21 protein-coding genes are annotated in these 23,137 nt (G+C 64.6%); 13 read left to right on the top strand and 8 right to left on the bottom strand.

Features of this window, described 5'->3' with window-relative positions:
- Positions 1-200 precede the first annotated feature (200 nt).
- Positions 201-1,220 (bottom strand): LLM class flavin-dependent oxidoreductase, encoded by a 1,020-nt coding sequence (locus FJ419_RS30235; protein ID WP_140700801.1) that lies wholly within the window; start codon positions 1,218-1,220, stop codon positions 201-203.
- Positions 1,221-1,477: 257 nt separating this feature from the next.
- Here FJ419_RS30235 and FJ419_RS30230 point away from each other — a divergent pair, with 257 nt between their 5' ends.
- On the top strand, positions 1,478-2,233 hold the full coding sequence (locus FJ419_RS30230; RefSeq protein ID WP_140700800.1) for a COG4280 domain-containing protein: 756 nt from the start codon (positions 1,478-1,480) through the stop codon (positions 2,231-2,233).
- The gene (locus FJ419_RS30225; protein ID WP_140700799.1) at positions 2,230-2,439 is read left to right on the top strand and encodes a hypothetical protein; all 210 of its coding nucleotides are present in this window, start codon (positions 2,230-2,232) and stop codon (positions 2,437-2,439) included. Before FJ419_RS30230 ends, FJ419_RS30225 begins: the two co-directional genes overlap by 4 nt.
- 200 nt (positions 2,440-2,639) lie before the next feature.
- Here FJ419_RS30225 and FJ419_RS30220 read toward each other — a convergent pair whose 3' ends face one another.
- Positions 2,640-3,272: an isoprenylcysteine carboxylmethyltransferase family protein gene (locus FJ419_RS30220; RefSeq protein WP_140700798.1), complete on the bottom strand. Its 633-nt coding sequence runs from the start codon at positions 3,270-3,272 to the stop codon at positions 2,640-2,642.
- A 202-nt stretch (positions 3,273-3,474) separates the two neighbouring features.
- Here FJ419_RS30220 and FJ419_RS30215 point away from each other — a divergent pair, with 202 nt between their 5' ends.
- The 5 genes from FJ419_RS30215 to FJ419_RS30195 all read left to right on the top strand — a co-directional run bounded on the left by FJ419_RS30215 (position 3,475) and on the right by FJ419_RS30195 (position 7,867).
- Positions 3,475-4,254, top strand: a complete 780-nt coding sequence (locus FJ419_RS30215) for a hypothetical protein (protein ID WP_140700797.1) — start codon at positions 3,475-3,477, stop codon at positions 4,252-4,254.
- 503 nt (positions 4,255-4,757) lie between these two features.
- Positions 4,758-5,117, top strand: coding sequence for a metalloregulator ArsR/SmtB family transcription factor (locus FJ419_RS30210; protein ID WP_140700796.1), 360 nt, complete (start codon positions 4,758-4,760; stop codon positions 5,115-5,117).
- The gene (locus tag FJ419_RS30205; protein WP_140700795.1) at positions 5,101-5,604 is read left to right on the top strand and encodes an SRPBCC domain-containing protein; all 504 of its coding nucleotides are present in this window, start codon (positions 5,101-5,103) and stop codon (positions 5,602-5,604) included. The genes FJ419_RS30210 and FJ419_RS30205 overlap by 17 nt, the downstream gene beginning before the upstream one ends.
- Before the next feature lie 151 nt (positions 5,605-5,755).
- Entirely contained in the window at positions 5,756-6,433 is a 678-nt protein-coding gene (locus FJ419_RS30200; protein ID WP_140683150.1) for a winged helix-turn-helix domain-containing protein, read from the top strand.
- A 45-nt stretch (positions 6,434-6,478) separates the two neighbouring features.
- Complete coding sequence (locus FJ419_RS30195; RefSeq protein WP_140700794.1) at positions 6,479-7,867, top strand: HAMP domain-containing sensor histidine kinase; 1,389 nt, start codon at positions 6,479-6,481, stop codon at positions 7,865-7,867.
- A gap of 69 nt (positions 7,868-7,936) precedes the next feature.
- On the opposite strand, the gene FJ419_RS30190 is transcribed toward FJ419_RS30195, so the two are convergent.
- On the bottom strand, positions 7,937-8,806 hold the full coding sequence (locus FJ419_RS30190; RefSeq protein ID WP_140700793.1) for a helix-turn-helix domain-containing protein: 870 nt from the start codon (positions 8,804-8,806) through the stop codon (positions 7,937-7,939).
- A 106-nt stretch (positions 8,807-8,912) separates the two neighbouring features.
- On the opposite strand from FJ419_RS30190, the gene FJ419_RS30185 reads away from it, so the two are divergent.
- The 5 genes from FJ419_RS30185 to FJ419_RS30165 all read left to right on the top strand — a co-directional run bounded on the left by FJ419_RS30185 (position 8,913) and on the right by FJ419_RS30165 (position 15,301).
- Positions 8,913-10,181: an ABC transporter substrate-binding protein gene (locus FJ419_RS30185; protein ID WP_140546520.1), complete on the top strand. Its 1,269-nt coding sequence runs from the start codon at positions 8,913-8,915 to the stop codon at positions 10,179-10,181.
- Positions 10,182-10,363: 182 nt separating this feature from the next.
- Complete coding sequence (locus tag FJ419_RS30180; protein WP_140700792.1) at positions 10,364-11,224, top strand: sugar ABC transporter permease; 861 nt, start codon at positions 10,364-10,366, stop codon at positions 11,222-11,224.
- A complete protein-coding gene (locus FJ419_RS30175) occupies positions 11,221-12,057 on the top strand; it encodes a carbohydrate ABC transporter permease (RefSeq protein WP_140546522.1) in 837 nt (278 codons plus the stop codon). Before FJ419_RS30180 ends, FJ419_RS30175 begins: the two co-directional genes overlap by 4 nt.
- 66 nt (positions 12,058-12,123) lie before the next feature.
- Positions 12,124-13,209 carry a sn-glycerol-3-phosphate ABC transporter ATP-binding protein UgpC gene (gene ugpC / locus FJ419_RS30170; protein WP_140700791.1) on the top strand — a complete coding sequence of 362 codons (1,086 nt, stop codon included), beginning with the start codon at positions 12,124-12,126 and terminating at the stop codon, positions 13,207-13,209.
- A gap of 58 nt (positions 13,210-13,267) precedes the next feature.
- Complete coding sequence (locus FJ419_RS30165; RefSeq protein WP_140700790.1) at positions 13,268-15,301, top strand: aldo/keto reductase; 2,034 nt, start codon at positions 13,268-13,270, stop codon at positions 15,299-15,301.
- A gap of 217 nt (positions 15,302-15,518) precedes the next feature.
- On the opposite strand, the gene FJ419_RS30155 is transcribed toward FJ419_RS30165, so the two are convergent.
- Positions 15,519-15,947 carry an Lrp/AsnC family transcriptional regulator gene (locus FJ419_RS30155; protein WP_140636583.1) on the bottom strand — a complete coding sequence of 143 codons (429 nt, stop codon included), beginning with the start codon at positions 15,945-15,947 and terminating at the stop codon, positions 15,519-15,521.
- A gap of 128 nt (positions 15,948-16,075) precedes the next feature.
- On the opposite strand from FJ419_RS30155, the gene FJ419_RS30150 reads away from it, so the two are divergent.
- The gene (locus FJ419_RS30150) at positions 16,076-17,179 is read left to right on the top strand and encodes a saccharopine dehydrogenase family protein (RefSeq protein WP_140700788.1); all 1,104 of its coding nucleotides are present in this window, start codon (positions 16,076-16,078) and stop codon (positions 17,177-17,179) included.
- Positions 17,180-17,345: 166 nt separating this feature from the next.
- Here the strand turns inward: FJ419_RS30150 and lpdA are convergent, their stop codons facing one another.
- The 4 genes from lpdA to FJ419_RS30120 all read right to left on the bottom strand — a co-directional run bounded on the left by lpdA (position 17,346) and on the right by FJ419_RS30120 (position 22,622).
- On the bottom strand, positions 17,346-18,743 hold the full coding sequence (lpdA, locus tag FJ419_RS30140; protein ID WP_140700787.1) for a dihydrolipoyl dehydrogenase: 1,398 nt from the start codon (positions 18,741-18,743) through the stop codon (positions 17,346-17,348).
- 236 nt (positions 18,744-18,979) lie between these two features.
- Positions 18,980-20,356 carry a dihydrolipoamide acetyltransferase family protein gene (locus FJ419_RS30130; RefSeq protein ID WP_140700786.1) on the bottom strand — a complete coding sequence of 459 codons (1,377 nt, stop codon included), beginning with the start codon at positions 20,354-20,356 and terminating at the stop codon, positions 18,980-18,982.
- Between the two features lie 17 nt (positions 20,357-20,373).
- Entirely contained in the window at positions 20,374-21,387 is a 1,014-nt protein-coding gene (locus tag FJ419_RS30125; protein ID WP_140700785.1) for an alpha-ketoacid dehydrogenase subunit beta, read from the bottom strand.
- A 2-nt stretch (positions 21,388-21,389) separates the two neighbouring features.
- Positions 21,390-22,622, bottom strand: a complete 1,233-nt coding sequence (locus tag FJ419_RS30120; RefSeq protein ID WP_140700784.1) for a 3-methyl-2-oxobutanoate dehydrogenase (2-methylpropanoyl-transferring) subunit alpha — start codon at positions 22,620-22,622, stop codon at positions 21,390-21,392.
- Between the last annotated feature and the right edge of the window lie 515 nt (positions 22,623-23,137).

Below are 23,137 nucleotides of genomic sequence, written 5' to 3'. Positions count from 1 at the left end.
TGACCCACGGTGAATCACTCACCACGATCACCGTCAAGCCTAAGTTAGCGCCTATGGGGACAAGCCCGAGGATGACGCTAAGACATGCCGGGTTGTCCGAACTCCCAACGCCATATGCGATTGCCCTGCCCCGCAAGGGGGGAGATTACGCTCGGTTGTTTTCGCCAATCGTTATCGCCAGCATGATTCCCGCCAAGCCCTCACCGCCAGCCCAGCGCCGGCGCGACATGCTTCAGGATCGACTCGATGACATGGGCGTTGTAGTCGACGCCCAACTGGTTGGGCACGGTGAGCAGCAGCGTGTCGGCCTCGGCTATCGCCTCGTCCTCCTTCAACTGCTCGATGAGCGCGTCCGGTTCGGCGGCATAGGTGCGGCCGAACACGGCGCGCTTCTCCGGCTCGATATAACCAAAATGGTCCTCGCCCTCGCTGCCGCCGAAATAGGCGCGGTCCATGTCGTTGACGAGAGCGAAGATGCTGCGGCTGACCGAGACGCGCGGCTCCCTGGCATGGCCTGCTTCCTTCCAGGCCGCGCGGTAGGCTCTTATCTGCTTGGCTTGCTGGACATGCAGCGGCTCGCCGGTTTCATCGAATTTCAGCGTCGAGCTTTGCAGGTTCATGCCGAGCTTGGCCGCCCACACGGCCGTGGCGTCGGTGGCCGCGCCCCACCAGATGCGTTCGCGCAGGCCCGCCGAGAAGGGCTCGAGCCTGAGCAGGCCGGGCGGGTTGGGGAACATCGGCCGCGGATTGGGCTGGGCGAAGCCTTCGCCGCGCAACAGGTCGAGGAAGATCTCAGAGTGCCGGCGCGCCATGTCGGCATCGCTCTTGCCCTCTTCCGGCACGTAGCCGAAATAGCGCCAGCCATCGATCACCTGCTCGGGCGAGCCGCGGCTGATGCCCAACTGCAGACGCCCGCCGGCAATCAGGTCCGCGGCGCCCGCGTCCTCGGCCATGTAGAGCGGGTTCTCGTAGCGCATGTCGATGACGGCGGTGCCGAGCTCGATACGCTTGGTCCTGGCGCCGGCCGCGGCAAGCAGCGGAAACGGCGAGGCGAGCTGGCGGGCGAAATGGTGGACGCGGTAATAGGCGCCGTCGGCGCCGAGTTCCTCGGCCGCGACCGCGAGGTCGATCGACTGCAGCAGCGCGTCGGCGCCCGAGCGCGTGCCCGATTGCGGCGAGGGCGACCAATGCCCGAACGACAGAAATCCGATCTTCTTCATGGCTCCATTCCTGCTGGAGCGGCCCATCGCCGCTTGAACTTCTTGTTGCTCCAGCAGATAGCCAGGGCAGTGCCGCGATACAACGGACACCGAACGGATACAGACCGTCAATGCGTTCTGCGAATGTCCGCCCTCGCGTCAGGGCGTGATGGGGCCGGAGGCGGCGCCGATCGCCTCATCCCTGGCATTCTCTGCGCCGCCGAAGCGCTGTATCGTTCACGCCACCCGATGATTCCCGAGCATTGGACCAAGCCTGCATGCATGGCCTGACCCCGATATTTTCCACCGTGACGGCCTCGTTCCTGGCGTCCTTCGTCGAAGTGGTCGAAGCCTTCACCATCGTGCTCGCCGTCGGCGTGACGCGCGGCTGGCGCCCAGCCCTGACCGGCGCGGCCCTGGCGCTCATCTTGCTTGCGGCGCTGGTGCTGACGTTCGGACCACTGCTGGCGCTCGTCCCCATCGCCGCCCTGCAATTCGTGGTCGGCGTGCTTTTGATCCTGTTCGGCATGCGCTGGCTGAGAAAGGCGATCCTGCGCAGCGCCGGCGTGATCGCGCTGCATGACGAGGAGCAGGCCTTTTCCAGGGAGACCGCGGCCTTGCGGCGGCAGGCCGCCGACCGCCGCGCCGACTATCTGGCGGCCGTCGCATCGTTCAAGGCGGTGCTGCTCGAAGGCGTCGAAGTGGTGTTCATCGTCATCGCCGTCGGCGCCGCGCACGGCCAGACGCTCTATGCCGGCCTCGGCGCATTGGCGGCCTTCGTGCTGGTGATGCTGATCGGCCTTGCCGTGCATCGTCCTTTGGCGCGCGTGCCCGAGAATGCGCTGAAATTCGTCGTCGGCTTGATGCTGACCAGTTTCGGCGTGTTCTGGACCGGCGAAGGCCTCGGCGCCGAGTGGCCGGGCGCCGACCTCGCTCTGCTCGCCATCTTCGCCATCATTGCCGCCGCATCCTTCGCCATTGTGCGTTGGCTGCGCGGCGCCTACCCGGCGCCCGCCGAAGGAGTTGCCCGATGATCCGTCTCGTTTTCAACGAGCTCGTCGGCATGTTCGTCGACGACGGCAATCTCGCCCTGCTCGCGCTGATCCTGATCGCGCTGATCACCGCCGCGGTGAAGTTCTTGGGGCTGCCGCCGCTCGTCGGCGGCTTCCTGCTTCTCGCCGGCTGCCTGGCAATTCTCCTGCAGAGCACCCGCCGCGCCGCGCGCGGCAGGGTACGCTGAGCGGCGTTCATTCCGGTGAAGCTGCGCAAACGCTGAAGACTGGCGGAAGCCTCTCAACCTCGTCATTCCAGGGCGAAGCAGGAGCGAAGCTCCGTCGCGAAGACCCTGGAATCCATGCCGTTACCTTGATCGAAGGGCACAGCGGAGCAGAATTCTGCACCGAGGCAACGCCTCGACGCCACGGAATGGATCGCGGAGAACTAATAAACCGTGAAAAGCGTCGGCAGGTCGCCGCTAAGGCGCAAATATTCGACCGCCTCGATCACCGGAAACAAAGCCAGGAAATAGAGCCCGTCGCGAAACGTGTTCCGCAACGCCATCGTCGAAAACAGCCACTGCGCCTCGTCGTGGTAAAGCAGCGGGTTGGGCCAGAAACGCGGAGTGCGGTTGGCATAGGCCGCGTAAGACGCGCCGAACTTGCCGGCGAGGTATTCGGCTTCCTTGCGCGCGGTGAAGCGGAAGACGAGATAGCTTGCCAGGCCGAGCATGACAGCCGCCAGCACCGACCCGAACATCAGTCCGATGCCGGCCGCGCCGACGGTCGAGAAGAAATAGAGCGGATTGCGGGTCATCGAGAACGGGCCGGCGACGACCAGTTCGTTGTTCTTCTTGCCGCCGACATAGAGGATGCTCCACAGCCGACCAAGGAAACAGACGAGCACGAGGCCGAAGCCGACCGTCTCCATCAGCTCGTGCCCGTTCGAGCCCTCGCTGAGGAACGGCTTGGAAAACAGCAGCAGGACGATAGCCATCACCGAGGCCGCCTGCACGACGATCAGGCGCTTGTGCTGGTCGAACGCCCTCGGCGCCGATTTGAGGGATGTGTAGGCCATTCTTCTCACCGTTCCGACGCCAAGAAGGCGCGCCAAGCTTGTCTAGCTTCTCTGCCGCGTGATGGCGAGGCCCGGCGGGTGTTTTTGGCCGACCTTACGAATTTGTAAGAACGCGGACAGGCCGCGGTGACTTCGCCAGCCTAATTTGGGCGTCGCCGCCATACGGAATTCGAGGTGGCTCGAACGAACAACGGATCGCGCCATGATCTCTCAAGCCGACAACCTCGCGCCCAGCCGCGTCCCGGACGTCACTCTCGATTTCTGGCTGATCAAGATCATGGCGGTGACCATGGGCGAGACGGCGGCCGACTACCTCGCCGTCAATCTCGGTCTCGGCCTTACCGTCACGTCCTTGATGATGGGCGGCATCCTCATCGTCGCACTCGTCCTGCAGTTTGCGCAGAAACGCTATGTACCTTGGGCCTATTGGCTCGCGGTCGTGCTGATCAGCGTCGTCGGCACCTTGGTCACCGACAACCTGGTCGACAATTTCGGCGTGCGGCTGGAGACGACGACCGTCGTCTTCTCGGTCGCTCTCGCACTGACTTTCGCGGCCTGGTACGCCAGCGAAAGGACGCTGTCGATCGACACCATCTTTACCACCAGGCGCGAGATCTTCTGCTGGCTGGCGATCCTCTTCACCTTCTCGCTCGGCACGGCTGCCGGCGATCTGGTGGCCGAGCGCTTTGATATCGGCTATCTCGCCACCGGCCTCATCTTCGGCGGCGTGATCGCGGCGATCGCTTGTGCCTGGTTCTTCCTCGGCCTCAACAGCGTCCTCGCCTTCTGGCTTGCCTATATCCTGACCCGGCCGTTCGGCGCCTCCTTCGGCGACCTGCTCTCGCATCCGGCCGAATATGGCGGGCTGGGCTTCGGCGTCACCTTCACCAGCCTGACCTTTCTCGGCTGCATCGTGGCCATCATTCTCCATATGACGCTGAGAAAGCTGATCGACGAAGACGAGCTGGCGCTCCTCGACTAGAGGCGCCGCACAGGGATTTTGACCAGTCGGCTCTGTTTGCGTTGGCAGGTGGCATGCGTTGGAGATTGGTCGAAACGCCCATCGCGATCGTCATTCCAGGGCGGAGCAGGAGCGAAGCTCCGTCGCGAAGACCCTGGAATCCATGCCGTTACCTTCGCCAAGGCGTGCAACGGAGCAAAATTCTGCACCGTGGCGGCGCTTCCAAGTCGCGGCATGGATTCTATGGTCTGCGCGCGTCGCTTCGCTCCTTGCTCCGCCATAGAATGACGAGGTTGAGGCGGCTTCAACCAATCCCCGGCGTTTGCGCTGATTCACGCAAATGAACGGAAATCTTGCCCTAAGACAAACGCCAACCTTTCAAAATCCCTGTCCGGGGAACTAGAGCATGTCGACATTCACCGTAAGTTGCAGCAGCGAGACGGGCCCGGGCGAAGGCGGTCGGCGGCGCAGCACGCCCGCTATCCCTTGCGCGCCGCTCATCGATGCGTTAGACACTGAACCAAATGGTTCAGTATTCGAAACCCAGCCTTGATGTCTCGTTCGCCGCGCTCTCGGACGCCACCCGGCGCGGCGTTCTGGAGCAGCTCGGACGCGCGGAGGCCTCGATCACGGAGCTTGCCGAGAAATTCCACATGACCCTCACAGGCATGAAGAAGCATGTCGGCGTCTTGGAGCAGGCGGGGCTCGTCACCACCCGGAAAGCCGGGCGGGTGCGGACCTGCACGCTCGGCCTGCGCGGACTGGAGGAAGAGGCGGCTTGGATCGAGAGCTACCGCCGGCTCTGGGATACACGCTTCGAAGAGCTGGACAAGGTTGTCGAGGAACTGAAACGGAAGGAGGAAGTCGATGGAAGAACGGAGTGAGCCTGCTCGCACGACGGTAGAACGGAGGTCCGACCGTGAGCTGGTCGTTACGCGAACCTTCGACGCTCCGGCGCGCATCGTGTTCGAGGCGTGGACCAAGCCCGAACTGTTCAAGCGGTGGTGGGCGCCGAAGTCGATGGGCATGATCCTGCGTTCCTGCGAGATGGATGTTCGCGTCGGGGGCGGGTACCATTTGGCGTTCGGCCACGATGCCTCGAACCCCGCCGAGTTCTTCGGCAGGTATATCGAAGTGGTACCGTACTCGCGCCTCGCCTGGACCAATGACGAAGGCGGCGACGGTGGACCCGTCACCACGGTGACCTTCGAGGAAAAGGGCGGCAAGACGCTGCTGGTCATGCACGAGCTCTATCCCTCGAAAGAAGCTCTCGACGCTGCCGGCACCGGGGCGGCCGATGCGATGGGCGAGACGTTCGGGCAACTGGACGAGCTTCTCCTCACGCTGGGCGCGAGCGCGGGACGACCATGAGGTCGCTCTCACCGCCGGCCGCCCGGTTCTTCGCCGCTGCCCTCGTCGGCTCGCGATGGATATCGGCTGTCTCTCGCAAAAATGTGTAGCGTTATTCGGTCTGAAAGCTCGTAAAAACAAATGGTTGGACTAGCAAGGACAGCACCGGGCGATGCGACTTCTGCTTGTTGAAGACGATCCGAGAACCGCGGACTATATCGTCAGGGGACTGACCGAGGCCGGCCATGTCTGCGATTTACTGCGCGACGGTCATGACGGGCTCTTCGCCGCGACCCGCAACGCCTATGACGTGATCGTCGCCGACCGCATGGTGCCCGGCCTCGACGGCCTGTCGATGATCAAGGCGGTGCGCGCCGCCGGCATCCGTACGCCGGCTATTTTCCTGACCTCGATCGGCGGCGTCGACGACCGGGTCGAGGGCCTCGAAGCGGGCGGCGACGACTATCTGGTCAAGCCCTTCGCTTTTTCCGAGCTGCTTGCCCGCATCCATGCGCTCGGCCGGCGGCCGGCGGCGCAGGAGCAGAAGACGGCTTTGCGCGTCGCCGACCTCGAAATGGACCTTATCCAGCGCCGGGTCACCAGGCAGGGCCAGCCGATCGACCTGCAGCCGCGCGAATTCAGCCTGCTCGAAGTGCTGATGCGCGGCGAGGGCCGCGTCATCACCCGCACCATGCTGCTCGAGCGCGTCTGGGATTTTCATTTCGACCCCAAGACCAGTGTCGTCGAGACGCATATCAGCCGGCTCAGGGCCAAGGTCGACAGGCCGTTCGACGTGCCGCTGATCCACACCGTGCGCAATACCGGCTACAGCCTGCATGTTCCGGCCTGATCTCGCATCCGCTATTGCAGGGCGGCCAACCGCCTGCGCGGTCATATGAGCGGGAGACGCTCCAGCCTGCTGCGCAGCACGCCGTTCCGGCTGGCGCTGACCTTCGCCTTCCTGTTCCTGCTGGCCTTCATCCTGTCCGGCGCGATCGTCTATCAGCTGATGAGCGCCTCGCTGGCCAGGCAGCTCGATCAGTCGATCAAGGAGACCTATTCGCTCATCGCCGCGACCCATGCCGAGGGCGACGAGGAGGATCTCGTTTCAACCGTCAGGGACCATGCCCAGTTCAGCCAAGACAAGGACCAGATCTTTTCCCTCACTGACAAGGCCGGCAACCGCCTCGCCGGGGATTTCACCGCTTCCGGCCTACCGGAGGGTTTTTCAATGTTCGCTGCCGAGTTGCCGGGTGTCCCGCCCCATACCGAATACCGCGCTTACTCAGGCACGGTCGGCGACAACAAGCTGACGGTCGCCTTCTCGCTCTCGGAAACCGAGGATCTCGAAACCATCGTGCTGATGAGCTTCGGCTGGGCCACGCTCTTCATCACCGTCCTGGCGGTCGGCGGCGGCGCCGTGCTTGCCTCGCGCGTCCAGCGGCGCCTCGATGGCATCGCCGACACCATGATCGACGTCTCGCATGGGCGGCTCGACGCCCGCATCCCGCTGATCGGGAATGGCGACGACATCGACGCCGTCTCCGCCCAGGTGAATTCCGCGCTCGAGCGCCTGTCGGCCCTGGTCGACGGTATGCGCGAAGTGAGCGCCAACATCGCCCATGATCTCAAGACGCCGCTCAACCGGTTGCAGATGATCCTGGAAACGGCCGCCGACAAGACGGTGTCGGGCGAGGACGTCTCGACCGAGCTGACCGACGCCCGCGCCGAGAGCCAGCAGATCAACAGCACGTTCGACGCTTTGCTGCGCATCGCCCAGATCGAAGCTGGCGCCCGCAAGACGCGCTTCGTCGATCTCGATGTCGGGCCGGTCGTCGAGACCATTGGCGAAGTCTATGCCGATGTCGCCGAGGACGACGGCAAGTCTCTGTCCACCATGATTGTTCCGGATACGAAATGGTACGTGCACGGCGACCGCGACCTGCTCATGCAGATGTTGGCCAATCTGGTCGAGAACGCGCTCAGGCATTGCCCGCCGGGCACCGCGATCGAGCTCTCGGTGACCAGGGCAGGCAACCACGTCCTCATTCATGTCCGCGACAATGGCCCGGGCATTCCCGCCGAGGAGCGCGAGAAAGTGTTCCGCCGGCTCTATCGGCTCGATGCCAGCCGCACGACGCCGGGCAGCGGCCTGGGCCTCAGCCTTGTCAAGGCGGTTGCCGACCTGCATGGCGCCGCCATCGTGCTGGAGGACCGCAATCCGGGTCTCGGCGTCACGGTCAGCTTTCCGGCTGTGCGAACTCCGGTGACGTCGTCATTCTAGGGCGGAGCAAGGAGCGCAGCGACGCGCGCAGACCCTAGAATGACGAACGTTGGGCCACCGTCGGCCATTTTACCGCGCCCCGCCCGCCCGGCGGAAATCGGAGGGCGACATGCCGGCGAGCTTGCGGAACGATTTGTTGAAGGCGCTGAGCGAGCCGAAGCCTGAGTCCATGGCGACCCTCAGCACATTGGCGTCCTCATGCATCAGCAGCGCCTGGGCGTAGCTCAGTCGCAGCAGATTGACATATTCGTTGAGCGTCATGCCGGTCGATTTCTTGAACAGGCTCATGGCGTATTTGGGATGGATGTCGGCGGCAGCCGCGATGGTCACGCAGTCGACGTCGTAGAGGAAATTCTCGGCGATGAAATCGCACATGCGCCCGACATTGCGCGAGGACTGCTGGTCGAAGGCATTGCCGGCGCCTTGCCCGGCCACCCTTTCCGGCACCAGCCGGTACGGCTCGAAGCGCACCCGCTCGAGCCTCAAGAGCAGCTCGTTGACGGCGTGCTCGGCCCTCGCCGGATCGCCGGCGCGCGCATATTCGTTCCAGCGCCTGAAATTGTCGTTGTCCGACTGGTCGGTGGCGTTGGTCACCAGCGTCGCGCCGGTCATCAGCCGGTGGCGGATGTCGGCCGGCAGATGCAGGCGGAAGAAATGCACCAGCGGCAGATGCGCGCCGGCATAGACGGCGTCGTCGGAAAGATCGTCCATCTGGTGCGGCAGACCGCCCCAGAACAGGCACATCTCGCCGGCCGAAAGCGAGATCTCGTGCTCGGCCATGCGGTAATGCACCGAGCCCTGCACGATGAAATTCACCTCGACCTGGGCGTGCCAGTGCGGCTTCAGCATCAACAACGGGTGGTTGTGGAACATCTGCAAAACAAGCGGCAGTCCTTCGACGCTGCTCGCGCCAGGCTGGTAGAATGGACGCCCCGGCATCTTACTTTCCGCCAACTTCTTATTCCCTCTGACGGCGACAAGCCTTCCGCGCCGCATAGTCTAGCCACGCTCACAGTGAGAGAGCAAATGAAATGGGAGGATTTCAATGCGCACTACACTGACCTGCGCCGCGCTTATGCTTGCCCTGGGCTCCGGCCCGGCGCTGGCGCAGTCCGGCGAGATCACCATCTGGAGCTGGAACATCGCCGCCTCGTCATTGAAGGCGACGGTCGAGGGCTTCAACAAGAAATACCCCGACATCAAGGTCACGGTTCAGGACCTAGGCAACCAGCCCACCTATGACAAATCGATCGCCGGCTGCGCCGCCGGCGGCGTCGGCCTGCCCGATATCGTCTCGATCGAGAACGGCGAGGCGGAGAACTACTGGAGCCAGTTCCCGGACTGCTTCGTCGACCTGCACACGCTGGGTTACACGGCGGAAGACCAGAAGAAATTCCCCGACTTCAAGCGCACCGAGCTCGAGGTCGGCGACAAGGCCTATGCCATGCCCTGGGATTCCGGCCCGGTCGCCGTCTTCTACCGCCGCGACTTCTACGAAAAGGCAGGCGTCGACCCGGCCTCGATCAAGACATGGGACGATTTCATCACCGCCGGCAAGAAGATCCAGGACGCCAATCCGGGCGTGACGATGACCAATGCCGATTTCAACGGCGACACCGAATTCTTCCGCATGATCTCCAACGAGCAGGGCTGCGCCTATTTCGCCGAGGATGGCCAGTCGATCACCGTGGCCGAGCCGAAATGCGTCGATGCCATGACCAAGGTCAAGGAGATGAAGGACGCCGGCATCGTGTCGTCGGCCGACTGGTCGACCAAGATCACCAACAACACCGCCGGCACCGTCGCCAGCCAGGTCTATGGCGGCTGGTATGAGGGCACGATCCGCACCGAATCGCCGAAGGAGAGCGGCAAATGGGGCGTCTATCTGATGCCGAGCCTGACCGCCGACGGCCCGCGCGCCGCCAATCTCGGCGGCTCGTCCCTGGCCATCACCTCGGCCTCGAAGAACAAGGAAGCGGCCTACGCCTATCTGAAATACACGCTTGAGACCAATGACGGCCAGATCACCATGCTGAAGGATTTCGGCCTGGTGCCGTCGCTGATCTCGGCGCTCGACGATCCTTACGTGTCGCAGCCGCAGCCCTATTGGGGCGGCCAGGCGGTGTGGAAGGACATCCTGGCCACGCTGCCCAAGGTGGTGCCGAGCCGCGGCACGCAGTTCCAGAGCGACGCCGAGATCATCGTCCGCGCCGTGCAGACCAAATATCTGGCCAACGGCTATCCCGACGCCAAGGCCGCGCTCGACGACGCCGCCAAGCAGATCGCCGCCGCGACCGGCCTGCCGGTTAAATAGGGCGCCACTTTGCCTTCTCCCCTTGTGGGAGAAGGTGGATTGGCGCGCAGCGCCAAGACGGATGAGGGGTGTTCCAGCGGAGTGAGACGTTGGCGTTCCCTGGAACACCCCTCATCCGGCCGCTTCGCGGCCACCTTCTCCCACAGGGGGAGAAGGAAAAGACAGACGAAAGGAGGAAGCCGATGCGCACCCAGAACGCCACCGCGTACCGCTTCCTCACGCCCTATCTTTTGATATTCGCCATCTTCTGGATCTGGCCGATCATCTCTTCCTTCATCATCTCCTTCCAGGCGACGCGCACCGTGCCTTGGCGCTTCGCGCCGGCGTTCAACTGGGGCCGCCTGATCGGCGACCCCGCCTTCTACAATGCGCTGAAGAACACGCTGCTGATCCTGGTCATCCAGGTGCCGGTGATGATTGCGCTGGCGATCGTCATGGCGGTGCTTCTGAATTCGCCGCTGCTTAAAGCCCGCGGCCTCTACCGCTTCGCTTTCTTCGCGCCCGTGGTGGTCGGCGAGGTCGCCTATTCGGCCGTCTTCCGGCTGATGTTCAGCCTCGATTTCGGCATCGTCAACAAGCTCTTGAACAGCGTCGGCCTGGCCAAGATCGACTGGTTCTCCAACGTCACGCCGGCGATGGCGCTGATCATGATCGCGGTGACCTGGCGCTGGGCCGGCTACAACGCCATCATCATCCTCGCCGGCCTGCAGTCGATCCCGGAGGACGTCTACGAAGCGGCGACGCTCGACCGCGTCAGCAGGGTGAAGCAGTTCTTCCATATCACCTTGCCGCTGCTGAAGCCGGTCATCGTCTTTTGCGCCGTGCTGTCGATCATCGGCACCATGCAGCTCTTCACCGAGCCGTTCCTGATCACTGAGCGCGGCGGCCCGGGCGGCGGCACCGAGACGCTCGGGCTGCTGCTTTATCGCCAGGGCTTCCGCTCGCTCAATTTCGGCTACGCCTCGGCCGTCGCCTACACCATGGCCGGGCTCGCCATCGCCATCACCCTGGTGCAGCTCTGGCTGATGAGGGAGCCGAAATGACCTCGCGCTCGCAAGCAAGACTCGGGCGCGTCATTGCGCTGCATCTTTTCCTGACGCCGCTGGCGCTGGTCTGGCTATTCCCGCTGTGGATGATGGTGGTGTTCTCCACCATGCCCGACAACGGCATCTTCAGCCCCGGCATCGAGCTCCTGCCGCATGACAATTTCCTCGACAATGTCGCCAACCTGCAGCGCGACACCAATTTCATCGGGGCCATCGGCATCTCGGTCTCGGTGGCGGTGACCTACACGGTCCTTTCGGTGCTGCTCACCTCGATGGCCGGCTGGGCGCTGGCGCGCTACGAATTCCACGGCAAGGGCGCGGTCGTCGCCATCATCTTCGGCACGATCACGCTGCCCTACGCGGTGGTGCTGATCCCGCAATTCATCATGGTGGCGCGCGACTTCGCCTTGGCCAACACCTGGATCGCGCTGATCGTGCCGCCGCTGTTCAACTCGCTGGGCGTGCTCTTCATGCGCCAGGCCTTTTCGATGATGCCGGCCGAATTGTTCGACGCGGCGCGCGTCGAAGGCGTCAAGGAATGGCGCATCTTCCTGTTCGTGGCGATGCCGCTGGCCCGCCCGATGCTGGCGGCGCTGGCGATCATCCTCTTCCTCGCCTCGTGGAACAACTATCTGTGGCCGCTGCTGATCAACAGCCAGCCGGGCGCCATGACGGCGCCGGTGGCGCTCGGCACGCTGATCGGCCTGACCAAGGTTTCGTGGGGCGGCATCATGGCCGGCGCCGTGATGCTGACGGTGCCGATGCTGATCGTCTTCGTGCTCTTGCAGCGCCATTTCATCGCCGGCATCGCCGCCGGCGCGGTCAAATAGGAGAGCGCGAAATGCCTCGCAGACTGGAACACAGAATGATCCAACCTAGCCATATCTCGCTCTGACATGGCGGCCGTCACCCTCACCAATGTCGTCAAACGCTTCGGCATCTTCGAAGTCGTCCACGGCGCCAACATCGACATCGCCGACGGCGAGTTCGTCGTCTTCGTCGGGCCCTCCGGCTGCGGCAAGTCCACGCTGCTGAGGATGATCGCCGGGCTGGAAGACATCAGCGGCGGCGACATCGCCATCGGCGGCAAGGTGATGAACGACGTCGAGCCGGCCGACCGCGGCATCGCCATGGTGTTCCAGTCCTACGCGCTCTACCCACATATGACGGTCGAGCAGAACCTTTCCTTCGGCCTCCGCATGAACGGCAATCCGAAGGCCGACACAGAGCGCCGGGTCAGGAAAGCCGCCGAGATCCTGCGCATCGACGAATTGATGCAGCGGCGGCCGAAGCAGCTCTCCGGCGGCCAGCGCCAGCGCGTCGCCATCGGCCGCGCCATCGTGCGCGAGCCGCAGGTCTTCCTGTTCGACGAGCCGCTGTCGAACCTGGACGCCGAGCTCAGGGTGCAGATGCGGGTCGAGATCTCGCGCCTGCATAAGGAGCTCGGCGTCACCATGATCTATGTGACGCATGACCAGACCGAGGCGATGACGCTGGCCGACCGCATCGTTGTGCTCAAAGCCGGCAATGTCGAGCAGATCGGCGCGCCGCTCGATCTCTATGACGACCCGGCCAACCGTTTCGTCGCCGGCTTCATCGGCTCGCCGAAGATGAACTTCCTCAGCGCCAAGGTCGTCGACACCTCCAACAGCGCAGCCATCATCGAGCTCGCCCACCACGGCGGCGCCAAATTGCGCAAGCCGCTTTGCGAGACTTTTCCCGCCATCGGCGCCGAGGTCGTGCTCGGCGTCAGGCCGGAGCATTTCTTCGAGGCCGGCGAGGGCGATTGCGACATCCCGGTCAAGGCCGACGTCGCCGAGCATCTGGGCTCCGTCAGCTATGTCTACGCCAATGCCGGACCCGAGGAGCTGATCGTCGAGCGCGAGGCCTCGCGCCAGCGCGCCAGCGGCGACCATTTCAAGGTCTCGATCAAGGCGGAACGGGCGCTGCTCTTCGACAAGGCGGGTGCCAGGATCCGCTGACCCGCAGATTTTCATTGCCGGCACGCCAGGCGTGGCGGCGACCCATGGAGAATTCGACATGACACCCTCACCCAAGAAAATCCGCTGGGGCATCCTCGGACCCGGCAGCATCGCGAAATCCTTTGCCGGCGGCGTGGCGGGGTCGCGCAACGGCGAGCTGGTCGCGCTCGGCGCCCGCAATCCCGCCAAGCCGGGCTTGGCCGAGACCTTTCCGGACGCGCGCATCCTCGACGGCTATGAGGCGCTGCTCGCCGACACGCAAGTCGACGCCGTCTACATTTCGATCCCGCATCCCGGCCATGCCGAATGGGCGATCAAGGCCGCCGAAGCCGGCAAGCATGTCTTATGCGAGAAGCCGCTGACGCTGACCGCCTTCGAGGCCGACGCCATGATGCATGCGGCGCGCAAGGCCGGCACCTTTCTCGGCGAGGCCCTCATGTACCGGTTGCACCCGCAGACGCTGCAATTGATCGAGCTGATCAAGTCGGGCGCCATCGGCGAGGTGCGCATGATCAAGTCGAGCTTCGGCTTCGCCATGCCGGGCTTCATGCCGGAACACCGGCTCTACGCCAACGACATGGCCGGCGGCGGCATCCTCGATGTCGGCGGCTATCCGGTGTCGATGGCGCGGCTGATCGCGGGCGCCGCCGCCGGGCAGCCTTTCCTCGAGCCGGACAAGGTTGTCGGCGCCGCCCATCTCGGCCAATCGGGCGTCGACGAGTGGGCCTCGGCCCTGCTCACCTTCCCGGGTGGCATCGTCGCCGAGATCTCCTGCAGCATCTCGCTCAACCAGGACAATGTGCTGCGCATCTTTGGCACCAAGGGTCAAATCGAGGTGCCCGATTTCTGGTTCGCCGGTGGCAACCGCGACGTCGGACCGGGCCGGATCGAGGTGATCCGGTCCGGGGCGGCTCGCGAGGTGGTCAGCCTCGGCGAGACCCGCCATGTCTATTCCTTCGAGGTCGATGCCGCCGGCGAGGCGATCCTGGCCGGCCGGCAGGAGTTCGGCTGGCCGGGCATGGGCTGGGCCGACAGCCTCGGCACGCTGCGCGTTCTCGACAAATGGCGCGCCGCGGTCGGGCTGGAGTATGACATCGAAAAGCCGGCTAACCGCGTCAACACCCTCTCTGGCCGGCCGCTGCGGACCGATGGCAAGGCAATCGGCAAGCGCGCCATTCCGGGCCTGCCGCGCGCGGTGTCGCTGCTGGCGCTCGGCTTCGAGGATTTCCGCACCTTCTCCTCCGGCTCGATCCTGCTCGACGCCTATTTCGAAGCCGGCGGCAATCTGTTCGACACCGGTTATGTCTATGGTGCCGGCTACACCGAGACGCTGCTTGGCCAATGGCTGAAGAATCGCGGCGTGCGCGAGCAGTCGGTGATCATCGCCAAGGGCGCGCATTCGCCGCTCTGCTATCCCGACGTGATCGGCAAGCAGCTGGCGCAGTCGCTCGACCGACTGCAGACCGACCATGTCGACATCTATTTCATGCATCGCGACAATCCGGACGTGCCGGTCGGCGAGTTCGTCGATGCCATGGACGCCGAGGCCAAGGCCGGCCGCATCCGCGGCCTGTTCGGCGGCTCCAACTGGACGATGGAGCGCATGGACGAAGCTATTCGCTATGCCGAAAAGAACGGCAAGCAGAAGCCCGGCGCGCTCTCCAACAATTTCTCGCTGGCCGAGATGCTGGAACCGATCTGGGCCGGCTGCGTCACCTCGTCAACCGATGCCTGGAAGGCCTGGCTGGCGGCAAGGCAGATGCCGAACTTCGCCTGGTCGAGCCAGGGGCGCGGCTTCTTCACCGACCGCGCCGGCCGCGACCGGACCGACAATGAGGAGCTGGTGCGGGTCTGGTATTCGGAAAAGAATTTCGGCCGCCGCGACCGCGCAATCGAGCTGGCGCGCAAGCTCGGCAAGAGCCCGATCCATGTCGCGCTGGCCTATGTCCTGGCGCAGCCCTTCCCCTCGGTCCCGCTGATCGGCCCGCGCACGCTGGACGAGCTGGAGGACAGCCTTAGGGCGCTGGATATCAAGCTGACGCCGGAGGATGTGGCGTGGCTTGACGAGGGCCCGGAGAGACGCAGGGCTTGATCGGAGCGAGGAAAAACAAACGCCTTATTCCTTCGCCCCCCTCTCTGCCCTGCCGGGCATCTCCCCCTCAAGGGGGGAGATTGGCAGCTTCGGCGCCTTGCTCATTACTGCAAAGTTGGCGATTAGCGAAATCCCGCGTGACATCTGATCTCCCCCCTTGAGGGGGAGATGTCCGGCAGGACAGAGGGGGGCGCCTCGCGCCAGCATCTCAACAGTTTCACCGATCCACCCGCGTCGACAAAATAATCGACGACGACGTCCGCTCCACCCCCTCCATCGCCCCGATCCGGTCGAGCAGCGCGTCGAGGTCGCGGATCGATGGCGCGTCGACGATGACGATCATGTCGAAATTGCCGCTCACCGAATGCACTGTCCGGACCGGCGGCATCGCCGCGAGGCTGCGCACCACCTTGTCGGCGAGCTTCGGCGTGACGGTGAGCAGCACATGCGCCTTGACCAGACCCTGCTCGTAGTCGGGCGACAGCCTGACTCCATAGCCCGCGATGATGCCGCGCTGCTCCAGCCGTTCGATGCGGCTTTGCACCGTGGTGCGCGACACGCCGAGCTGGCGCGCGAGCTCGGCGGTCGAGGCGCGGGCGTTGGCGCGCAACAGCGTAAGCAGCGCTTGTTCGGCTTCACTGATCATTTCGACGAAACCTTTCGGCATATCGCTCAAAGTTCGGCTTCATATTGCCAGATTCCACGCTTCCTTTCGACAGGCAAGCTGCGAAGATTCCCGCCACATCGAAATCAGCATTGGCAGGGGATATGATCATGAAGAACATCGTTATCGTCGGCGCCGGCAAGATCGGCTCGACCATCGCGGAAATGCTGAACGCGACGGGCGACTATCATGTTACTTTGGTCGACCGCTCGGCGGCTCAGCTTGCCGCCGCCGAACTGCCGGCGGGCGTCGCGACGCAGGAGCTCGACATCACTGCCTCGGGTGAGCTCGAGAAAGTGCTTGCCGGCAAGTTCGCCGTGCTGAGCGCCGCGCCCTTCCACCTCACCACGCGCATCGCCGAGGCGGCCGCCGCCACCGGCGTGCACTATCTCGACCTCACCGAGGACGTCGTCTCGACCCGCCGCGTCAAGGAGCTGGCGCGTGACGCCAAAAGCGCCTTCATCCCGCAATGCGGCCTGGCGCCGGGCTTCATCTCGATCGTCGCCAATGATCTCGCCAGCCGCTTCGACACGCTGGAAAGCGTGCGCATGCGCGTCGGCGCGCTGCCGCAATATCCGTCCAACGCGCTGAACTACAACCTCACCTGGAGCACCGACGGCGTCATCAACGAATATTGCGAGCCCTGCGAGGCGATCGTCGAGGGCGAGCTGATCGAGGTGCCGCCGCTGGAGGAGCGCGAGGAGTTCTCGCTCGACGGCGTCACCTATGAGGCCTTCAACACCTCCGGCGGCCTGGGCACTTTGGCCGAGACGCTGAAGGGCAAGGTGCGCACGCTGAACTACCGCACCATCCGCTATCCCGGCCATGCCGCGATCATGAAGGCGCTGCTCAACGACCTTGGGCTCCGCCACCGCCGCGATGTGCTGAAGGATATTTTCGAAAGCGCCCTGCCGGCGACGCTGCAGGACGTGGTCATCGTCTTCGTCACCGTTTCGGGTCGCCGCAACGGCCGCCTGCTGCAGGAAACCTACGCCAACAAGATCTATTCGCAGCGCGTCGGCAACATCGTGCGCAGCGCCATCCAGATCACCACCGCCTCCGGCATCTGCGCCGTGCTCGACATGCTGGCCGACGGCAGCCTGCCGGCGAAGGGTTTTGTCCGCCAGGAAGACATCGCGCTCGACGCCTTCCTCGCCAACCGCTTCGGCCGCGCCTACGCCCAGCACGAGATGGTAAGCCGGCTCGCGAGCTGAGGGGGCGGCTCCCCCTTCCCCCCTTGTGGGGGAAGGTGTCGCCGAAGGCGACGGATGAGGGGTGCTCCAGGGAAAGCCAGCGTCTCACTTCGCTGGAACACCCCTCATCCGTCTCGGCGCTGCGCGCCGATCCACCTTCTCCCACAGGGGGAGAAGGAAGAAGCGCTCAAACATGCAGCGCGTGGCCCAGCGCCTTCAGCGCCGCTTCCTGAAAACCTTCGCCCTGCGTCGGATGTGCATGGATCGTGCCGGCGATGTCCTCCAGCCGCGCGCCCATCTCAAACGCCAGGCCGAACGCCGCCGACAGTTCCGACACGCCCTGCCCGACCGCCTGGATGCCCAGCACCAGATGATTGTCGGCACGCGCCACGACCCGTACGAAACCGTCCTCGCCCTGCTTGGTCATGGCGCGGCCGTTGGCGGCGAAGGGGAACTGGCCGATCTTGATCTCGCCGGCGAGCGCCTTCGCTTCTTCGGGCGACAGGCCGGCGGTGACCAGCTCCGGATCGGTGAAGCAGATCGCCGGAATGGCGCGCTTGTCCCAGCTTCGTTTGTGGCCGGCGACGATCTCGGCCACCATCTCACCCTGCGCCATGGCACGGTGCGCCAGCATCGGCTCGCCGGTGACGTCGCCGATGGCAAAAATGCCGCGCATCGAGGTGCGGCACTGGTCGTCGATGCGGATGAATTTTCCCGCCATGTCGAGGTCGATCTGCTCCAGCCCCCAGCCCTCGGTGAGCGACTTGCGGCCGACCGTGACCAAGATCCTGTCGGCGGCGATCTTGGCGTTCTTGCCGTCGGCCGTCTCGACCAGCAGCGCGTCGCCCTTGGCCGACAGGCCTTTGGCCTTCGCGCCTGTCATCACCTCGACGCCGAGTTCGCCCAGCCGCTTCAGCACCGGCCGCGTCAGCTCGGCGTCATATTGCGCGAGCACACGCGGCAGTGCCTCCACCACGGTGACCTTCGCGCCTATCTTGGCGAAGGCCATGCCTAGCTCGAGCCCGATATAGCCGCCGCCGACGACCGCGAGCTTCTTCGGCACCTCGCCGAGATCCAGCGCCTCGGTGGACGAGATGACCGGCCCGCCGAAAGGCATAAACGGCAATTCTACCGGCGCCGAGCCAGTGGCAATGACGACAGTCTCGGCGCGGATCACCTGGGTTCCGGTCTCGGTCTCGACCTCGACGGTCTTGCCGTCCCGGAAGGTTGCCCAACCATGCACGGTTTTCACCCTGGCCTTCTTCAGCAATCCGGCCACGCCGCTGTTGAGCCGGCTAACGATTCCGTCCTTCCAGCCGACGGTTTTCGCAAGATCGAGCGTCGGCGCGGCGACCTTGATGCCCAGCGGATCCTTGCCGCCGGCCATATGAGCGACCTTCTCGAACGCCTCCGCCGCATGGATCAGCGCCTTGGACGGGATGCAGCCGACATTGAGGCAGGTGCCGCCCGGCTTGCCCGCTTCGACGATAACCGTGTCGACGCCAAGCTGGCCGGCGCGGATGGCGCAGACATAACCGCCCGGCCCCGCGCCGATGACGAGCAGCTTGCAGGAGATTTCTTTCATGTTGTGGCCCTTCGATCCAAGGGAACGTTCCGTCGAGATCCTTCGCGCCCCCCTCTGTCCTGCCGGACATCTCCCCCACGAGGGGGGAGATTGGCAGCTTTGGCGCCTCGCTCATTCCCGCGGCGCTGGTGATTGGCGAAAGCCGGCGTGACGTCCGATCTCCCCCCTTGTGGGGGAGATGCCTGGCAAGGCAGAGGGGGGCGCTGTCCCGCCGACATCTCTATCGCCCCGCCCCATCAATCCACAAAGATCAGCGCCGGCGTCTCCAGCAGCGCCTTGATGCGCTGCACGAACACCGCGGCGTCCCAGCCGTCGATGACGCGATGGTCGAAGCTGGACGACAGGTTCATCATCTTGCGCGGGATGAACTGCGTGCCGTCCCACACCGGCCGCACCATCATCTTGTTGACGCCGACGATCGCCACTTCGGGATAGTTGATGACCGGCGTCGTCGCCACGCCACCCATGGCACCGAGCGAGGTGATGGTGATGGTCGAGCCGGAAAGCTCCTCGCGGCTCGCCGTGCCGGACTTGGCCGCATCGGCCAGCCGGTTGACCTCCGCCGCGCAATCCCACAGGTCGCGCGCCTCGGCATGTTTCACCACCGGCACCACCAGCCCGTTGGGCGTCTGCGCGGCGATGCCGATATGGATGCCTTCATGCCGGTGGATGATGCCGGCATCGTCGTCGAACAAGGCGTTGAGGTTCGGCTGCTCGCCGATCGCCTTGACCATCGCCCGCATCAGGAAAGGCAACAGCGTCAGCTTCGGGCGATCGGCGCGCTTCTCCTTGTTGAGCGTGGCGCGCAAGTCTTCCAATGCCGTGACGTCGATCTCCTCGACATAGGTGATATGCGGGATGCGCGATTTGGCGAGCGCCATCCTTTCGGCGATCTTGCGCCTGAGACCAACGACCTTGATGTCCTCGACGCCGTCCTTCCGGGCAAGCCCGGTGGCGCGGGCGACTTGCGGGCCGCGCGCGACGAACGCGTCGATGTCCTCATGGCTGATGCGTCCGGCCGGACCGCTGCCCGCAACCTGCCGAAGATCGATGCCGGCTTCCTTCGCGCGCAGGCGCACGGCAGGCGAGGCCAGCGGCTTCTCGCCTTCCGCGCGCGGCGGGCCCGAAAGGCTGGGCATGGCGCGATCCTTTTTAACGCCGTCATCCTCGGGCTTGTCCCGAGGATCTAGCGACCTCCCGGTATTGGTCCCGGCATGGGGGACGGCAGGTCCTCGGGACAAGCCCGAGGATGACGGCGCCAGATTGGGCGATGTCGGCGCCGGGCCCGAGGACGGGCGAGCCGCCGCATCGTCAGGCGTACCCTCCGCTGTAACATCCGCAAGCGTCGAGTCTGCCTTCACATTGCCTTCGCCGGCCACCTTCAGCCGCACGATCGGCGAGCCGATCGCCACCGTGTCGCCGATCTCGGCGCCGAGCCACAGGATCTCGCCGTCGACCGGCGAGGGGATCTCGACGGTTGCCTTGTCGGTCATGACGGCGGCGAGAACCGTGTCCTCGCGCACGAGGTCGCCGACCTTGACGTGCCATTCGACCAGCTCGGCCTCGGCGACGCCTTCGCCGACATCGGGAAGCTTGATAACGTGCTCGCCCATCTCAGGCCTCCCCCACTCTAAGCTTCCAATGTTTCGACGAGCGCGCGCCCGACCCGCGCCGGGCCGGGGAAATAGTCCCATTCCTGCGCATGCGGATAGGGCGTGTCCCAGCCGGCGACCCGCGCCACGGGGGCTTCCAGATGGTAGAAGCAGTTCTCCTGCACCAGCGCGACCAGCTCGGCGCCGAAGCCGGAGGTCAGCGTCGCCTCGTGCACGACGACGCAGCGCCCGGTCTTCTTCACCGAGGCGACGATCGCCTCCAGGTCGAGCGGCAGCAGCGTCCTGAGATCGATCACCTCGGCGTCGATGCCGGTCTCCTCGGCCGCCGCCTGCGCGACATAGACCATCGTGCCGTAGGCGAGCACCGTGACGGCCGATCCCGGTCGGCGGACCGCCGCCTTGCCGAGCGGGATCGTGTAGTGGCCGTCGGCGACCTCGCCCAGCTCATGCTTCGACCACGGCGTCACCGGCTTGTCGTGGTGGCCGTCGAACGGGCCGTTATAGAGCCGCTTCGGCTCGAGGAAGATCACCGGGTCCGGATCCTCGATCGCCGCGATCAGCAACCCCTTGGCGTCGTGCGGATTGGAGGGCACGATCACCTTCAGGCCCGAGACATGGGTGAACAGCGCTTCCGGGCTCTGGCTGTGCGTCTGGCCGCCGAAAATGCCGCCGCCGGTCGGCATGCGCACCACGATCGGGCAGGTGAAGTCGCCGTTGGAGCGATAGCGCAGCCGCGCCGCCTCCGACACGATCTGGTCGTAAGCCGGATAAACATAGTCGGCGAATTGCACCTCGACGCAGGGCTTCAGCCCATAGGCGGCCATGCCGATAGCCGAGCCGACGATGCCGGATTCGCTGATCGGCGCGTCGAAGCAGCGGCTCTTGCCGTATTTGGCCTGCAGGCCCTGCGTGGCGCGGAACACGCCGCCGAAGAAGCCGACATCCTCGCCATAGACGATGACTTGGCTGTCGCGCCCCATCGACACGTCCATGGCGTCACGGATCGCCTCGATCATCGTGCGTCTCGGCATGGTCAGACCCCCGCCTGCTGGCGCTGGCGCCTGAGATGCGGCGGCATCTCGGCATAGACGCCCTCGAACATGTCGCGTGTCGACGGCTTGCCGCCGGCATGCAGTGTGCCGTGGCTTTCGGCCTCCTTCTGCGACGCGATCACCGTTTCGAGGATCTCGGCCTCGGCCTGGGTGTGGCGCTCCTCCGACCATACTTGCTTGTGGATGAGATGGTTCTTCAGCCGGATCACCGGATCGCCGAGCGGCCAGGCATCGGATTCCGCCTTCGGCCGGTAGGCAGACGGATCGTCCGAGCTCGAATGCGCGCCGGCGCGGTAGGTGACATATTCGACCAGCGTCGGCCCGAGATTGGCGCGCGCCCGCTCCGCCGCCCACTTCGCCACCGCATGCACGGCGAGATAGTCGTTGCCGTCGACGCGAAGCGACGGGATCCCGAAGCCGAGCCCGCGCGCGGCGAATGTGCCGGAGCCGCCGCGCGCGATGCCCTGGAAGGTCGAGATCGCCCACTGGTTGTTGACGACGTTGAGAATGACCGGCGCCTTGTAGGTCGATGCGAAGACCAGCGCGGAATGGAAATCGGACTCCGCCGTCGAGCCGTCGCCGATCCATGCTGCCGCAATCTTGGAATCATTGTAGATCGCCGAGGCCATCGCCCAGCCGACCGCCTGGATATACTGCGTCGCCAGATTGCCGGAGATCGAGAAGAAGCCGTGCTCCTTCGACGAGTACATGATCGGCAGCTGCCGGCCCTTCAGCGGATCGGCCTCGTTGGAGTAGATCTGGTTCATCATGGTGACCATCGGATAGCCGTCGGCGATCAAAAGGCCGGCTTGCCGGTAGGTCGGGAAATTCATATCGCCCGGCTTGAGCGCCTTGCGGAAAGCGCAGCTCACCGCCTCTTCGCCCAGATGCTGCATGTAGAAGGAGGTCTTGCCTTGGCGCTGCGCCATCTGCATGCGCGCATCGAAGGTCCTCAGCGTCATCATATGGCGCAGGCCTTCGAGCAGCTCCTCGTCCGAAAGCAGCCCGGCCCAAGGCCCGACCGCTTCGCCGGCGCGGTTCAGCACCCGGATGATGGAGAAAGCCATGTCGCGGATGCTGCGCGGATCGACCTCGATCTCCGGACGCGGAACCGAGCCCGCCTTGGGAATGGTCACATTCGAGAAATCCGGCGTGCCGCCGGGCCGCACCTCGGGCTCGGGCACATGGAAGCGCAACAATCCAGCGTCGGCCATGAGCTCACATCCTCCAATGTTGCCGGTGCGATATTTGCACATCCGCGCCGCCAGACCAGTGCCAATTCGCCGGACCTCGGCACGGCCTTCCTCCCGGGCCGTCAACTCGGCTGAGCAATGCGGCACGCAAGCGCCAAGATGCAGATATGGCGGCGAAATTTCTTGTCGATGTTTTTGCGCGGCGCGCAATTTGGCGGAAGTTTGCAAGGCGATTGCCGCCAGAAAGGTAAGCGGGATATGCGCGGCGGCCGAAGCTGCCAATCTCCCCCCTTGTGGGGGAGATGCCCGGCAGGGCAGAGGGGGGCGTGACAGAACGCCAACTCTCCTTCGTCATTATTGGGTGCAAGCAAGGATCTGAGCGACGCGCGCGAATCTGAGGCCTAGCAGCCGATGCATCGGTCAAGGCCAAGGATCAAACATCGAGACGCTGGCAGGACAGCGCCCCCCTCTGTCCTGCCGGACATCTCCCCCACGAGGGGCAGGGATGTCCGGGGAAAGTTATTCATATGCGAAGC

Origin of the sequence: Mesorhizobium sp. B2-6-2, from assembly GCF_006440615.1 — a bacterium.
Lineage (GTDB): Bacteria > Pseudomonadota > Alphaproteobacteria > Rhizobiales > Rhizobiaceae > Mesorhizobium.
This window is presented reverse-complemented; position numbering and strand designations above follow the sequence as displayed.

Coding starts and splice junctions, on each gene's coding strand:
- FJ419_RS30235 (WP_140700801.1), bottom strand. CDS start 1,220: ATGAAGAAGATCGGATTTCTGTCGTTCGGGCATTGGTCGCCCTCGCCG.
- FJ419_RS30230 (WP_140700800.1), top strand. CDS start 1,478: ATGCATGGCCTGACCCCGATATTTTCCACCGTGACGGCCTCGTTCCTG.
- FJ419_RS30225 (WP_140700799.1), top strand. CDS start 2,230: ATGATCCGTCTCGTTTTCAACGAGCTCGTCGGCATGTTCGTCGACGAC.
- FJ419_RS30220 (WP_140700798.1), bottom strand. CDS start 3,272: ATGGCCTACACATCCCTCAAATCGGCGCCGAGGGCGTTCGACCAGCAC.
- FJ419_RS30215 (WP_140700797.1), top strand. CDS start 3,475: ATGATCTCTCAAGCCGACAACCTCGCGCCCAGCCGCGTCCCGGACGTC.
- FJ419_RS30210 (WP_140700796.1), top strand. CDS start 4,758: ATGGTTCAGTATTCGAAACCCAGCCTTGATGTCTCGTTCGCCGCGCTC.
- FJ419_RS30205 (WP_140700795.1), top strand. CDS start 5,101: ATGGAAGAACGGAGTGAGCCTGCTCGCACGACGGTAGAACGGAGGTCC.
- FJ419_RS30200 (WP_140683150.1), top strand. CDS start 5,756: ATGCGACTTCTGCTTGTTGAAGACGATCCGAGAACCGCGGACTATATC.
- FJ419_RS30195 (WP_140700794.1), top strand. CDS start 6,479: ATGAGCGGGAGACGCTCCAGCCTGCTGCGCAGCACGCCGTTCCGGCTG.
- FJ419_RS30190 (WP_140700793.1), bottom strand. CDS start 8,806: ATGCCGGGGCGTCCATTCTACCAGCCTGGCGCGAGCAGCGTCGAAGGA.
- FJ419_RS30185 (WP_140546520.1), top strand. CDS start 8,913: ATGCGCACTACACTGACCTGCGCCGCGCTTATGCTTGCCCTGGGCTCC.
- FJ419_RS30180 (WP_140700792.1), top strand. CDS start 10,364: ATGCGCACCCAGAACGCCACCGCGTACCGCTTCCTCACGCCCTATCTT.
- FJ419_RS30175 (WP_140546522.1), top strand. CDS start 11,221: ATGACCTCGCGCTCGCAAGCAAGACTCGGGCGCGTCATTGCGCTGCAT.
- ugpC (WP_140700791.1), top strand. CDS start 12,124: ATGGCGGCCGTCACCCTCACCAATGTCGTCAAACGCTTCGGCATCTTC.
- FJ419_RS30165 (WP_140700790.1), top strand. CDS start 13,268: ATGACACCCTCACCCAAGAAAATCCGCTGGGGCATCCTCGGACCCGGC.
- FJ419_RS30155 (WP_140636583.1), bottom strand. CDS start 15,947: ATGATCAGTGAAGCCGAACAAGCGCTGCTTACGCTGTTGCGCGCCAAC.
- FJ419_RS30150 (WP_140700788.1), top strand. CDS start 16,076: ATGAAGAACATCGTTATCGTCGGCGCCGGCAAGATCGGCTCGACCATC.
- lpdA (WP_140700787.1), bottom strand. CDS start 18,743: ATGAAAGAAATCTCCTGCAAGCTGCTCGTCATCGGCGCGGGGCCGGGC.
- FJ419_RS30130 (WP_140700786.1), bottom strand. CDS start 20,356: ATGGGCGAGCACGTTATCAAGCTTCCCGATGTCGGCGAAGGCGTCGCC.
- FJ419_RS30125 (WP_140700785.1), bottom strand. CDS start 21,387: ATGCCGAGACGCACGATGATCGAGGCGATCCGTGACGCCATGGACGTG.
- FJ419_RS30120 (WP_140700784.1), bottom strand. CDS start 22,622: ATGGCCGACGCTGGATTGTTGCGCTTCCATGTGCCCGAGCCCGAGGTG.